Source organism: Arthrobacter dokdonellae (assembly GCF_003268655.1).
GTDB lineage: Bacteria > Actinomycetota > Actinomycetes > Actinomycetales > Micrococcaceae > Specibacter > Specibacter dokdonellae.
Map to the genome: position 1 here is coordinate 3,456,882 of NZ_CP029642.1, position 11,939 is coordinate 3,468,820.

12 protein-coding genes are annotated in these 11,939 nt (G+C 71.0%); 4 read left to right on the top strand and 8 right to left on the bottom strand.

Annotated elements, in window-relative coordinates:
* Positions 1–44: 44 nt before the first annotated feature.
* From DMB86_RS15395 to DMB86_RS15430, 8 genes are all read right to left on the bottom strand, one after another.
* Positions 45–1,466, bottom strand: a complete 1,422-nt coding sequence (locus DMB86_RS15395) for a cryptochrome/photolyase family protein (protein ID WP_113718572.1) — start codon at positions 1,464–1,466, stop codon at positions 45–47.
* A gap of 101 nt (positions 1,467–1,567) precedes the next feature.
* A complete protein-coding gene (locus DMB86_RS15400) occupies positions 1,568–2,416 on the bottom strand; it encodes a prenyltransferase (protein ID WP_171814521.1) in 849 nt (282 codons plus the stop codon).
* Entirely contained in the window at positions 2,413–2,736 is a 324-nt protein-coding gene (locus DMB86_RS15405; RefSeq protein WP_113718574.1) for a lycopene cyclase domain-containing protein, read from the bottom strand. Before DMB86_RS15405 ends, DMB86_RS15400 begins: the two co-directional genes overlap by 4 nt.
* Positions 2,733–3,071: a lycopene cyclase domain-containing protein gene (locus DMB86_RS15410; protein WP_113718575.1), complete on the bottom strand. Its 339-nt coding sequence runs from the start codon at positions 3,069–3,071 to the stop codon at positions 2,733–2,735. The genes DMB86_RS15405 and DMB86_RS15410 overlap by 4 nt, the downstream gene beginning before the upstream one ends.
* Positions 3,068–4,759, bottom strand: coding sequence for a phytoene desaturase family protein (gene crtI, locus DMB86_RS15415; protein WP_113719614.1), 1,692 nt, complete (start codon positions 4,757–4,759; stop codon positions 3,068–3,070). The genes DMB86_RS15410 and crtI overlap by 4 nt, the downstream gene beginning before the upstream one ends.
* On the bottom strand, positions 4,756–5,691 hold the full coding sequence (locus tag DMB86_RS15420) for a phytoene/squalene synthase family protein (protein WP_113718576.1): 936 nt from the start codon (positions 5,689–5,691) through the stop codon (positions 4,756–4,758). The genes crtI and DMB86_RS15420 overlap by 4 nt, the downstream gene beginning before the upstream one ends.
* 2 nt (positions 5,692–5,693) lie before the next feature.
* A complete protein-coding gene (locus DMB86_RS15425) occupies positions 5,694–6,836 on the bottom strand; it encodes a polyprenyl synthetase family protein (protein ID WP_113718577.1) in 1,143 nt (380 codons plus the stop codon).
* Between the two features lie 12 nt (positions 6,837–6,848).
* A complete protein-coding gene (locus DMB86_RS15430) occupies positions 6,849–7,358 on the bottom strand; it encodes a MarR family winged helix-turn-helix transcriptional regulator (protein ID WP_113718578.1) in 510 nt (169 codons plus the stop codon).
* Positions 7,359–7,418: 60 nt separating this feature from the next.
* On the opposite strand from DMB86_RS15430, the gene DMB86_RS15435 reads away from it, so the two are divergent.
* The 4 genes from DMB86_RS15435 to DMB86_RS15450 all read left to right on the top strand — a co-directional run bounded on the left by DMB86_RS15435 (position 7,419) and on the right by DMB86_RS15450 (position 11,939).
* Positions 7,419–8,933 (top strand): SDR family oxidoreductase, encoded by a 1,515-nt coding sequence (locus tag DMB86_RS15435; protein WP_227878422.1) that lies wholly within the window; start codon positions 7,419–7,421, stop codon positions 8,931–8,933.
* A gap of 133 nt (positions 8,934–9,066) precedes the next feature.
* Positions 9,067–10,323: a sensor histidine kinase gene (locus DMB86_RS15440; protein WP_113719616.1), complete on the top strand. Its 1,257-nt coding sequence runs from the start codon at positions 9,067–9,069 to the stop codon at positions 10,321–10,323.
* Positions 10,324–11,028, top strand: a complete 705-nt coding sequence (locus DMB86_RS15445) for a response regulator (RefSeq protein ID WP_113718579.1) — start codon at positions 10,324–10,326, stop codon at positions 11,026–11,028.
* Positions 11,029–11,186: 158 nt separating this feature from the next.
* Complete coding sequence (locus DMB86_RS15450; RefSeq protein ID WP_113718580.1) at positions 11,187–11,939, top strand: ABC transporter ATP-binding protein; 753 nt, start codon at positions 11,187–11,189, stop codon at positions 11,937–11,939.

The following is an 11,939-nucleotide window of genomic DNA, read 5'->3' on the forward strand; positions in this document are numbered from 1 at the left end:
GAAACCATCCACATGATGGGCAAGTGATCCCACATTTTGAGATGTCACCGGATGGAGGCATACGCGTCCAGCGCGGCCCGGCGGGACTCCTGCAGGTCCACCAGCGGCTCGGGGTAGTCCGGCGTCGCCAGCTCAGGAACCCACCGCCGGACATATTGGCCCTCCGGGTCAAATTTCTTTGCCTGGGTCTCGGGGTTGAAGATTCGGAAGAACGGCGAGGCGTCAGCGCCCGAGCCCGCCACCCACTGCCAATTGGCAGGGTTGGACGCGGCGTCGGCATCCACGAGAGTGTCCCAGAACCACTGCTCCCCCACGCGCCAGTGGAACCCCAGGTTCTTGACCAGGAAGCTGGCCGCCACCATGCGAACCCGGTTGTGCATGAATCCGGTGTGCCACAATTCGCGCTGTCCCGCGTCCACCAGCGGGATGCCCGTCCGCCCCCGCCGCCACGCCTCCAGGTGCCCGGCGCCGGTTTCCGGCTTCGCGCCGGTTTCGGGCTTCGCGCCGGTTTCGGGCTTCGCGCCGGCCGTGGCGCCGGGCCACCGCCACGGAAAGCCGTCAAACTGCGGCCGCAGGTTGGCGGTGGCCAGGTCCGGGCGGTGGAAGAGCTGGTGCCAGCAAAACTCGCGCCATCCCAGTTCCGTGCCGAACACTGCCGGGCCCGGGGATCCCGGCAGCTGGCCGCGCCGCGCCGCAAGCGCCGCCCAGACCTGGAACGGGCTGAGCTGGCCCCACCTCAGGTAGGGGGACAGACGGCTGGTGCCGGGCCTGTCCGGCCGGTCACGTGCCTCGGAGTAGTCGGCGACCGGGCCGTCAAGGAATTCCGCCAGGATGCCGTGGCCGGCGGCCGCCGTGGGGACCCACGCCCGCCGCAGGCCCCCGGCCCAGTCCGGCGCGGCGGGACGCAGGGACCATGCGTCCAGCCGGTCGCTGTCGGCCGGGGATCCGCCGAAGCCGTTGCCGGCGTCGGGCCCGCCCAGTGGAGCCCGAAAGTCACGGTCCGCCAGGGCACGCCAAAACGGCGTGAACACCTGGTACGGCTTTCCGGCACCGGTGCGGACGGTCCAGGGTTCGTGCAGGAGGGAGGCCTGGAAGCTTTCCGCATGGAGTCCGGCAGCGGCGGCCCACTCCTTCACGGCCGAGTCCACGGCGCGTTCCGGCCCGCCATAGCGCCGGTTCCAATAGACGGCACCGGCCCCCAGCTCCCCCGCCACCGCGGCGACCACTCCGGCGCCTGCGCCGCGGCGCAGGATCAGCGGAATGCCCAGGGCCGCCAGTTCGTCCCGCAGGTCCTCCAGGGCGCGGTGCAGCCACCATTTCGCCGCACCGCCCAGCGGCCGGATGCCGGCGGATTCCTCATCCAGCACGTACAGCGCCGCCGCGGCGCCGTCCCCTGCGGCGGCCAGCAGTGCGGGGTTGTCCGCCGTGCGCAGGTCGTCCCGAAACCAGACGAGGGAAGCTTTCATGGGTGGGCCTTTCGGTGGGAACAGTGGGGTGGCGCCGGTGGTTTCATGCTGGGCCCTCAGGGGCGGGGCGGTCAGGCGCGGGGCGGTCAGGCGCGGGGCGGTCAGGGGCGGGTGGCGAGCCAGATCAGCGTCAGGGTGGCGAGGAAGCCGGTCAGGTAGTTCAGCCACAGGAAGCGTTTCCAGGCGGCGTTGGCCCCGGCCGACGTCGCGTCGGTGACCCCAAGGCACGGGGCGACGTTGGCCAGGTAGGGCACGGCCAGGACGGCCGCGAACGGCGCCGCCGTCCCGAGCATCAGCACCCCCGCGCCGGCATAGGCGGTGAACGCAAACCAGGCCGTGAACCGGGCGCCCAGCACCGTCCCGATGGAGGCCAGCCCGCCGTCGCGGTCCGGCACGATGTCCTGCACCGCGCCAAAAGCGTGGCTGGCCATCCCCCAGAGGAAGAAGGCGCCCAGGAACGCCCAGATGCCCGCCGTGAACGGGGCGTGGGCGAGCGCCAGGCCGTAGACGGCGGGCGAGACGAAGTGCGTGCTGGAGGTCAGCGAGTCCAGGAACGGGCGCTCCTTGAACCGCAGCCGCGGCGCGCTGTAGGCGACCACGGCCAGAAGCGAGACCGCCAGGACCAGGTTCGCCACGGCGCCGCCCTGCGTGGCGAGCACCACGATGAAGGGGATGGTGGAGATCGCGGCGGCCCACAGGATGGTGCGGTGGTGCCGGCGGTCCAGCACCGCGCCCTCCACCCCGCCCTTGCGCGCATTGAGCAGGTCGGACTCGTAGTCAAAGACATCGTTGATGCCGTACATGGCCAGGTTGTAGGGGACCAGGAAGAAGAACGTTCCCAGGGCCCACAGCCAGTCGATCCGACCCGTCGCCAGAAAGTAGGCCGCCGCGAACGGGTAGGCCGTGTTGACCCAGGAGACAGGCCGGGAGGTCGCCAGCAGGTTCTTCATTTGGGCCTTTCGCGGGTGAACAGCAGCCATAGGCCCGGAAGCAGCAGGGCAGCCGCGGCCGGGTACGCGAAGTCCTCGACGGGCGCCAGACCCACATGGGCGCCGGCAAGCGCGTCCCCGGCGTAGCCGAAGAGCCCCGAGCCGATCATGAGGTTGTCGAAAACGCCCGTCAGGACCACCAGCACCACCAGGGTGGCGGCGACGGCGGCCACCGGCCGCGAGCTGCCGCGCCAAGGCTTGCCGCCGGCCCGGGCCAGTGCCGCCACCAGCACGGCGAGCGCCGGGATCAGGAACAGGGCGTTGAGATGGGCGTAGTTCATTGCCGGCTCCGCCCTGCGGGCAGCCGTTGCCGGAGCTGGAGCAGTCGCAGCGCGCCGGTGAACAGGACCATGGTCTGGTAGCACAGGAACAGCAGGAAGAAGCCCTCCTCCAGGGGCAGCCCCGGGGCCAGCATGACGCCGGTCATGAGCGGCGTCTCACGGTGCAGGAAGATGCCGGCCGCCAGGGCGGAGACGTCCCAGGACAGAAAGAACGCGGTGCCAAGGAGCAGCACGGCCACCGCCGGCCCGGGCCGGGCAAACAGGAACAGCTTCCAGCGGGCATCCAATAGGGCCATGCACACGAGAAGGATCAGCAGGATCAGCAGATAGCTCATGACGCCCCTGCCGCGGCGGCGGCCGTGGACGCGGTCACGCCGGGCTCGGGCAGCGGCCCCGCCGAGCGGTCGCCGCGTACCGCCTTGAGCACGATTTCGGCACTGATCATGCACAGCGGCACGCCGATGCCGGGCCGCACTGAACTGCCCGCATAAAACAGCCCCTCCACCTTGGCATTGCTGTTGCCCGGGCGCAGGAAGGCGCTCTGCCGCAGCGTGTGCGCCAGGCCCAGTGCGCTGCCGCGCCACGCGTTGACGTCGTCCTGGAAATCGGCCGGGCCGTAGCTGCGCCGCACGGTGATGCGGTCGGGAAGGTCCGGCGTGCCGGTCCAGGCAGCCAGCTGGGCGATGGCCGCGTCGGCGACCCTTTCCACCATGGGCGAGCCGCCGCCGTCGGGCCCGCCCTTGCCCCAGGGCGGGAGCGCGGGGGCGGGGATCAGCAGGAACAGGTTCTCGCTGCCGGCCGGGGCCACCGTGGCGTCCGTGGCGCTGGGGCGGCAGACGTAGATCGAGGTGCTCTCCGCCAGGTCCCCGCCGTTCACGATCCGGGCGAAATTGTCCTGCCAGTCCTCGGTGAACAGCAGGTTGTGGTGGGCCAGCCGCGGCAGCCCGCCCCGGACGCCCAGGCAAAGCAGGACCGCGCTGATGCCGGGGTCCGCCCGCCGCCACGTCTTCGCCGGCTGCGTGCGGAGGGCCTCCGGCAGCAGGGCCGTTTCCACGTGGTGGAGGTCCGCCGCCCCCACCACGATGCGGGCCGGCGTGCGCTGTTCAACCCCCGCCGCGTCCACCCAGGCGACGGCCTCGCAGCGGGCGCGCTTGCCGGCCGGGCCGGTCACGATGCGCGTGGCGGCGGCCCCGGTGGTGATGCTGGCCCCCGCCCTGCGGACCACCCGTTCCATGGCATCGACGACGGCGGCAAAACCGCCCTGCGGGTACAGCACGCCGTCCTGGAGGTCCAGGTGGCTCATCAGGTGGTAGAGCGCCGGCGCCTTGTAGGGGCTGGTCCCCAGGAATACGGCGGGGTAGCCCAGGATCTTTTGCTGCAGCGGGTTCTTGAACCGGGCGGCCACGAAGGCATGCAGGGACCGGGTCAGCAGCTGCGCCAGGCGGGGCGCATGGCGCAGGACCGCCGGCGCGGCCAGTCCGCGCAGCGTCCCGAACGGGTCGTACAGGAAATGCCTTTTGGCCAGCGTGTAGGCCAGTTTGGCGGAGTCGAGGTAGCCGTCCAGCCGCTCCCCCGATCCCGGTTCCAGGGAGTCGAACAGGTCCCGGGCCGCCGCGCGTCCCGTGCGTACGTCGACCGGGGGCGCCTCCCCCTGGCCCCAGAGCCGGTAGGCGGGGTCCAGGCGGGTCAGCTCGAGCTCGGCGGCGGCGCTGGTGCCCATCATCGCGAACCAGTGGTCGATCACCTCCGGCATGAGGTACCAGGACGGGCCGGTGTCGAACGTGAAGCCGCCGTGTTCCCAGCGGCCGGCCCTCCCGCCCAGGCCGGCCTGCTTCTCCAGCACCGTCACGTCGTGGCCGTCCCGGGCAAGCAGGCCGGCGGTGGCCAGCCCGGAGATGCCGCCCCCGATGACCACGCACGCGGTGGCGTCCGGCTGATGCCACGGCCTGGCCTTCGCCGCCTTGCGGGCCGTCAGGCCGGCGTAGGGCAGAGCGCGCCGGAGCAGTCGCAGGCGCCGGTTCATCGGGACACCGCCGCGCCGGCCGGACGGGCGCCCGGGGCGCCCCCCTGCACGCCGCCGTGCACGCGGGTGCGGCGGCCGCCGGCCCACACGGCCAGCGCGATGCAGGCCTTCTGGACGGCCGGGACCCTGACGCGCCGGCGGGAGAGTTCGGCGGCCGGAACGTGTTCCAGTCTCGCCGCGAGGGCCAGGAAGAGGTCGTGGGCCAGGCGCACGGCCCGCCGGGCCGGCGGCGCCAGGTAGCCCATGCCCGCCTTGGCGACGGCCAGGTCGCGGCGGATGTCCGCCAGCAGCTCCCGCTTGTCCGGCTCGGTGAGCCCCTCCGGGCCCACGCCGGGAAGGTAGCTGCGTCCCAGGTCCGCGCTGTCCGCCCCCAGGTCCCGCAGGAAGTTGACCTTCTGGAAGGCGGCGCCCAGGCTGCGGGCCGCGCGCACCAGTTCCTCGTCGTGGCCGGCGGAGGCGCCGTCCATGGCCCGGAAGACCTGCAGGCACATCAGCCCCACCACTTCGGCGGAGCCGTAGATGTACTCGGCCAGGGTGTCGGGGGAATGGGAGCCCACGTCCAGGTCTGTGCGCATGGACGCGAAGAACGGCCTGGTCAGCGAGGTGTCGATGGCGGCCCGCCGGGCCGTCGCGGCAAAGGCGTGCACCACCATGTTGGTGCTGTAGCCGGTGGCCATCGCCTGCTCGGTTTCGCGCTCCAGCCGGTCAAGCTGCGCACAGACGGCGGCCGGGTCAAGGCCCGCCGCGCGGGCGGCGCCGTCGACCAGTTCATCGGCAACCCGGACCAGCGCGTAGATGTTCTCGATGTCCCGGCGGGGCCGCGGGCCGAGCAGCCTGCAGGCCAGTCCAAACGACGTCGAATAGCTTCCGATCACCACCCCGGCGCTGCGCGAGGCGGTTTCGGAGTAGCGGGTGAGGGGGTCGATTCCCATGGTCAGCTCCTTCTGGTCAGCACGTAGTCGCAAATCCGCCGCAGTTCCTTCCTCAGGGACGCCGGCAGCCGCAGTTCCTCGGCCCTCCCCAGCGACCGGGCCACGAGCGACTCCGCGAGGTCGACGGCGTAGCTCTCCGCGCCGAGGTCCCGCAGCACGTCCCGGACCTCCGTGATGTCCCTGACCCCGCCGCGGAAGTCCGCCAGCACCGCCGCGAACGCGTCCGATCCTTCCGCGAACGTGGTCAGGATGGTCCGCTTGCCTTCCCTCAGGTCCGACTCGACCGACTTGCCGGTCACCTCCGGCTGGCCGAAGGTGCCCAGCACGTCGTCGATGAGTTGGTAGGCCACCCCGATGCCGCGTCCGACGTCGGCGAGGGCGTCGGCCGTGCCGGGCGGCTGCCCCGCCAGCAGGGCCCCGGCCCGCAGGGGCATTTCAAAGGAGTAGACGGCGGTCTTCAGGCGTTCCATGTTCAGCACCTGCGGCAGCCCGGGCGAGGCGCTGCGCAGGGAGAACAGCAGGTCGTCGAGCTCGCCGGCGGCGGCGGCAAAGAAGGCCTCGTGGATGGTCGCCAGGATGGCGTCGGCGTGCGGGCGGCCCGCGCCGGCCCGCGTGGCCAGGCGCACCGCGCCGGTCAGCAGCAGGTCCCCGGCGATGATCGCGGCCGAGTAGCCGGCATGGTCGGCGTCGGAGGCGGCGTGTCCCTGGGCCAGGGCCGCGTCGCGGTAGACGGCTCCCAGGTTGTCGGAACCGCGGCGCACGAAGTCGCGGTCGATGACGTCGTCGTGCACCAGCAGCGCCGCGTGGAGCATCTCGAAGGCCGCAGCCAGTTCGGCGCAGGCCGTCCAGTCCCGCCCGCCGAAGGACTCGTAGCTGGTGTAGACCAGCCTGGGGCGCATGAACTTCCCGCCCGCGACGGTGCCGGCCATGCGTTCCCAGAGGACGCTGAAGGCGGGGGAATACGCGGCGGCCCGGCGGCCCTGCGCGGCAAAGTCCTGGGCCAGCAGGGCCTTGACCTGCCCTTGGAAATTGTCCCAGGCCAGGGGCGTGCGGGTGACCCCGGCGGCGTCGTCCGGGCTCCCGTCCCTGGGCGCGTACAGCGTGGCACCGCGGCGGGCGGTCTGGCTGTGATCAGTGACTGGCATGGCTGTGCTCCCTCAGCTGTCGCTCGTGTGGGTTGGCGGTTGTCTGCTTTCCTGTTCCAGCGCGGCAACCCGCAGGTTCATGGAGTTGACCACGCTGTCCAGGAAATCGACGATCACCCGTTGGCCGTCGTCGTCGTAGCTGCGCACCTTGGAGTCGACCTCCAGGATCATGGGCATGATCTTTTCCATGGTCCGGCGGATCGAGTCCTCGCTGGGACTGATCAGCCAGCGGCGCCTGTCGGTGGGGTGCGGCGTGCGCCTGGCGTGCCCCTTGGCCACCAGCCGGTCGATGACAGTGGTCGCGGCGGCGGGCGTCAGGTGCAGCGCCTGGGCCAGCTCCCCCGGCGACATGCTCCGCTGCTTGAGCAGGTGCTGCATGGCCTGGAAGTCGGTCTCGTTGAGGTCCATCTGGCGCCGCATGATGAACTCCATGACCTCGTTCAGCACAAGGATCTCGCGAATGAGCACCGAGGCCCTGTGCATCGGCCCCGGGGGACGCCACGTGCCGCCATCATCCATCATGTGTGCCTGTTCTATTGATAATAAGAAAATCTAACTACATAATGATGGAGAAAGATAGTTTTGTCGAGTGGGAAGTTGGACGCCGTGGCCATCATCGCCGTAGCAGGTGCCACCGGATACATCGGTGGGCGGCTGGTCCCCCTGCTGCTCGACGCCGGCGCGGAGGTTCGCGTGCTGACCCGCCACCGGGACAAGCTGCGCGACGTGCCGTGGCGGGGCCAGGTGGAGATCGTTGAGGGGTCGATGGAGGATGCCGACACGGCCCGGGCGCTCTGTGAGGGCGCCGAGACGGTTTACTACCTGGTCCATTCCATGTCCGGGGACCGGCAGTCCGCGGGTGCCTTTGAGAAGGTGGAACGCCGGTGCGCGCTCAACCTGAGCCGCGCCTCCCGTCACGCTGGCGTCAAGCGCCTCATCTACCTCTCGGGCCTGCACCCCCAGGGCGAACTGAGCCGGCACCTGGCCTCCCGCACCGAGGTGGGGGAAATCCTCCTGGCGTCCGGCACGCCCACGGCCGTGCTGCAGGCAGGGCTGGTGATCGGCTCCGGATCGGCCAGCTTTGAGATGGTCAGGCACCTCACCGACGTCCTGCCCGTCATGCCGGCGCCGCGGTGGGTCCTGAACAAGGTCCAGCCGATTGCCATCCGCGACGCGCTGCACTACCTCCTCGGGGCAGCGGGGCTGCCACCGGAGACCAACCGGACCTTCGACATCGGAGGCCCGGAGGTGCTCAGCTACGCGGAGATGATGCGCCGCTATGCCGACGCCGCCGGGCTCCGCCGTCCGCTCGTCGTCCCCCTGCCCGTCCTCACGCCGTGGCTGGCCGCGCAATGGGTGAACCTGGTGACGCCGGTCCCCCGGAGCCTTGCGGTGCCGCTCGTGGAATCCCTGCAGCACGACTGCGTGGCGCGAGAGCAGGACATTGCCGCCCACATTCCGGAACCCGACGGCGGCCTGACCCCCTACGGGCGGGCCGTGCAACTGGCGCTGCACAAGATCGAAGCCGACACCGTGGAGACCACCTGGGCCACCGCGCACGCGCTCAGCGCCCCCGCAGAGCCGCTGCCCAGCGACCCCGAGTGGGCCGGGCTCACCGTCTTCACCGACGAGCGCAGCAAGACCACGGATGCCCCCGCGGCCCGGGTGTGGGCCGTCGTGGAAGGCATCGGCGGCGACAACGGCTACTACTCGCTGCCCTTCGCCTGGGCCGTGCGCGGGTGGATGGACAAGGCGGCCGGCGGGGTGGGGCTCTCGCGGGGACGGCGGAGCAACCAGCACCTCCAGCTCAACGACGCCGTGGACTGGTGGCGGGTGGAGACCCTGGAACCGGGGCGGCTGCTGCGGCTGCGGGCGGAAATGATCGTCCCGGGCCGGGCCTGGCTGGAATTTGAGGTTTCCCCGGTGGAGCCGGCCGACGGCGGCTCCCCGGAAGGCGGCAGCGTCTTTCGCCAGCGCGCCATCTTCTTCCCGCGGGGCCTGTCCGGCCGCCTGTACTGGCTGGCCGTGCTGCCCTTCCACGGGATCATCTTCAAGGGCATGGCCAACCGCATCACGGCGGCCGCCGCCCGACCCTGACCGGCGGCACGGACGGACGGCCCCGGCGACCGGCTCCGGCGACCGGCTCCGGCGACCGGCCAACTCCCTGCCCGGCTCCACCCGTGGCACGACGCCCCGGCGGCGCGGCCCGCCTAGAGTTGAAGGCGTGATCATGCATTCCCTCTACGACTGGTTCCGCCGGCACCGGTTCGCCGTGGACCTCGTAGTCATGGCGGTGCTGTGGTTCGTGGCCGTGCCGCTGGGCCTGGTCAATGCAGGCTCCGGTTCCGGCCACCTGGTGGGCACCTTCGTCTTCGCGACGGCGCTGGTGATCCCCCTGGCCTGGCGGCGCACCCGTACGGTCATGGCCGGCGCCATCATCGCCGCCGCGGCCGTCCTGCAATGGGCGCTGGCCGTGCAGCCCATGCCGGCGGACGTTGCGGTGCCGCTGGTGTTGTACGCCCTGGCGGCGTTTGCCCCACGCTGGGCCAGCCTGTGCGGGCTGGCCCTGGCGATGCTGGGCGCCGTCATGCTGGTGACCCGCTTCTTTTTCAATCTCACCTCCACGTCCCTGGCCTCGATGCCCTACGGCGCCGTCCTGATCCTGACCATCTGGGTGCTGGTCCTGTTCAGCTGGACGGCCGGGGACCTGACCCGGACCAAGCGGCTGCGCGAACAGGCCCTGGAGGACCGCGCGCACCGGCTGGAGATCGAGGCCCAGCACGAACGCGAGCTCGCCGCCAGCGACGAACGCGCCCACATCGCCCGCGAAATGCACGACATCGTGGCCCATTCCCTCTCCGTCATCATCACCCAGGCCGACGGCGCCCGGTACGCCGCCGCGGCCGATCCCGACGTCGCCCCCGCCACGCTGGCCACCATTGCCGAGACCGGCCGCTCCTCGCTGCAGGAGATGCGCCGGCTGCTGGGCGTGCTGCGCGGCGGCGCCGACGCCTCCATGCGGCCCCTTCCAGGACTGGCCGATCTCGACGGGCTCCTGCTCGGCATCCGCGCCGCCGGGCTCCCCGTTTCCTGCGAAACCACCGGCTCCGCCCGCCGCACGCTCCCTCCCGGCGCCGAACTCACCGCTTACCGGGTCGTCCAGGAGGGCCTGACCAATGTCATGAAGCATGCCGGTCCCAACGTCACCGCCGCCGTGCACCTGCACTGGACCGCCCGTGGCCTGGAAGTGTCGGTGCGGGACGACGGGAGGGGGGCCTCGGCGTCGTTCGCGGACACCGCTCCCCTCCCCGCGCACGACGCCGGGCCTTCCCTTTCCCCGCCGCGCGGCTCCCAGCCGCCCCTGGCCGGCAACGGACTTCGCGGCATGGGCGAACGCGTGAAACTGTACGACGGCACCCTCCATGCAAAACCGCTGGCCGGCGGCGGCTTCGGCATTGCCGCCTTCATCCCCTATTCGGAGACCTAAATGACCAACCCGTCCATCCGCGTTGCCCTGGTTGACGACCAGCTGCTGGTCCGTTCCGGTTTCGGCATGCTGATCAACTCCCAGCCCGACCTCTCCGCCGTGGTGGAGGCCGGCAACGGGATCGAGGCCCTTGCCGCCCTGTCCGCGACGGCCGCCGACGTGGTCCTCATGGACGTGCGGATGCCCGGCATGGACGGGATCGAGACCACGCGCCGCCTCATGGAGCGGGTCAGGGCCGCGCCGGCCGGATCGTGGCTTTCCGCGCTGAAGATCGTGGTGCTGACCACCTTTGACCTGGACGAATACGCGCTGGCCGCCATCCAGGCCGGGGCCAGCGGCTTCCTGCTCAAGGACGCCCCGCCAGAGGAACTGCTCGGCGCCATCCGCACCGTCTACCGCGGCGACGCCGTGATCGCCCCGTCCACCACCCGGCGGCTGCTGGACCACGTGGCGCCTCTGCTGGCGGCACCGAGCCCGGCCAACGACGCCCGCTCCGCCGCCGTGGCGGGGCTGACTGCGCGGGAGCACGAGGTGTTTGTGCTGATCGCCACCGGCCTGTCCAACCCGGAGATCGCCGGGCAGCTTTTCGTCTCCGAGGCCACTGTCAAGACCCATGTGGGCCACATCCTGGCGAAGCTTAATGCCCGCGATCGCGTCCAGGTGGTGGTCATCGCCTACGAGACCGGAATCGTCTCCCCCAACTGATCCAGACACAACCACACTCACAACCACTCCACCACTGCCGCCCCCACGATGAGCGCCGGTGCGTCATCCCCTGGTAGGAGGGGACGGCGTCGCACAGTGCGGCGATATCCACCCGCGCTCCGATCCGCCCGGCGCGGACCCGGCAATAGGCTCAAGCCATGACGACCATTACTGAGCAAAACAAGCGCACCGTCGCGGTCCAGGCCCGCGGCCTGCGCAAGACGTACGGCAGGGGCGAGACGGAGGTGGCGGCGCTGAGGGGCGTGGACCTGGACTTCCCGGCAGGCCGGTTCACGGCCATCATGGGCCCCTCGGGCTCCGGAAAATCCACGTTGATGCACTGCCTGGCCGGGCTGGATTCCGTCACGGCCGGCACCATCCACCTCGGCGAGACGGAGCTGACCGCGCTCAACGACAAGGCGCTTACGCAGCTGCGCCGTGACCGGATCGGCTTCGTGTTCCAGGCGTTCAACCTTGTTCCCACGCTCACCGCGGAAGCCAACATCACGCTGCCCGTGGCCTTGGCCGGCGGCAAGGTCGACGCGGAATGGTTCGCGTCCGTCACCACAACGCTGGGCCTGACCGACCGGCTCAAGCACAAGCCGCACGAGCTTTCCGGCGGCCAACAGCAGCGTGTCGCCGTCGCCCGCGCCCTCCTCACCCGGCCCGACGTCATCTTTGGCGACGAGCCCACCGGCAACCTGGATTCACGCTCCGGCGCCGAGGTGCTGGGCATGCTCCGGCGCTCCTCCCGCGAGATGGGCCAGAGCATCATCATGGTCACGCACGATCCCGTCGCCGCCTCCTACGCGGACCGCGTCGTGTTGATGAACGACGGCGTACTGGTGGGCGAGCTGGACCACCCCACCGCCGAGACGGTGCTGGCCTCGCTGGCATCCCTGGGGGCATAG

Excerpts from the sequence above, each read along its gene's own strand:
- DMB86_RS15410 (WP_113718575.1), bottom strand. The coding sequence starts at position 3,071 with ATGAGCTATCTGCTGATCCTGCTGATCCTTCTCGTGTGCATGGCCCTA.
- DMB86_RS15440 (WP_113719616.1), top strand. The coding sequence starts at position 9,067 with ATGCATTCCCTCTACGACTGGTTCCGCCGGCACCGGTTCGCCGTGGAC.
- DMB86_RS15430 (WP_113718578.1), bottom strand. The coding sequence starts at position 7,358 with ATGATGGATGATGGCGGCACGTGGCGTCCCCCGGGGCCGATGCACAGG.
- DMB86_RS15405 (WP_113718574.1), bottom strand. The coding sequence starts at position 2,736 with ATGAACTACGCCCATCTCAACGCCCTGTTCCTGATCCCGGCGCTCGCC.
- DMB86_RS15400 (WP_171814521.1), bottom strand. The coding sequence starts at position 2,416 with ATGAAGAACCTGCTGGCGACCTCCCGGCCTGTCTCCTGGGTCAACACG.
- DMB86_RS15425 (WP_113718577.1), bottom strand. The coding sequence starts at position 6,836 with ATGCCAGTCACTGATCACAGCCAGACCGCCCGCCGCGGTGCCACGCTG.
- DMB86_RS15445 (WP_113718579.1), top strand. The coding sequence starts at position 10,324 with ATGACCAACCCGTCCATCCGCGTTGCCCTGGTTGACGACCAGCTGCTG.
- crtI (WP_113719614.1), bottom strand. The coding sequence starts at position 4,759 with ATGAACCGGCGCCTGCGACTGCTCCGGCGCGCTCTGCCCTACGCCGGC.
- DMB86_RS15420 (WP_113718576.1), bottom strand. The coding sequence starts at position 5,691 with ATGGGAATCGACCCCCTCACCCGCTACTCCGAAACCGCCTCGCGCAGC.
- DMB86_RS15395 (WP_113718572.1), bottom strand. The coding sequence starts at position 1,466 with ATGAAAGCTTCCCTCGTCTGGTTTCGGGACGACCTGCGCACGGCGGAC.
- DMB86_RS15450 (WP_113718580.1), top strand. The coding sequence starts at position 11,187 with ATGACGACCATTACTGAGCAAAACAAGCGCACCGTCGCGGTCCAGGCC.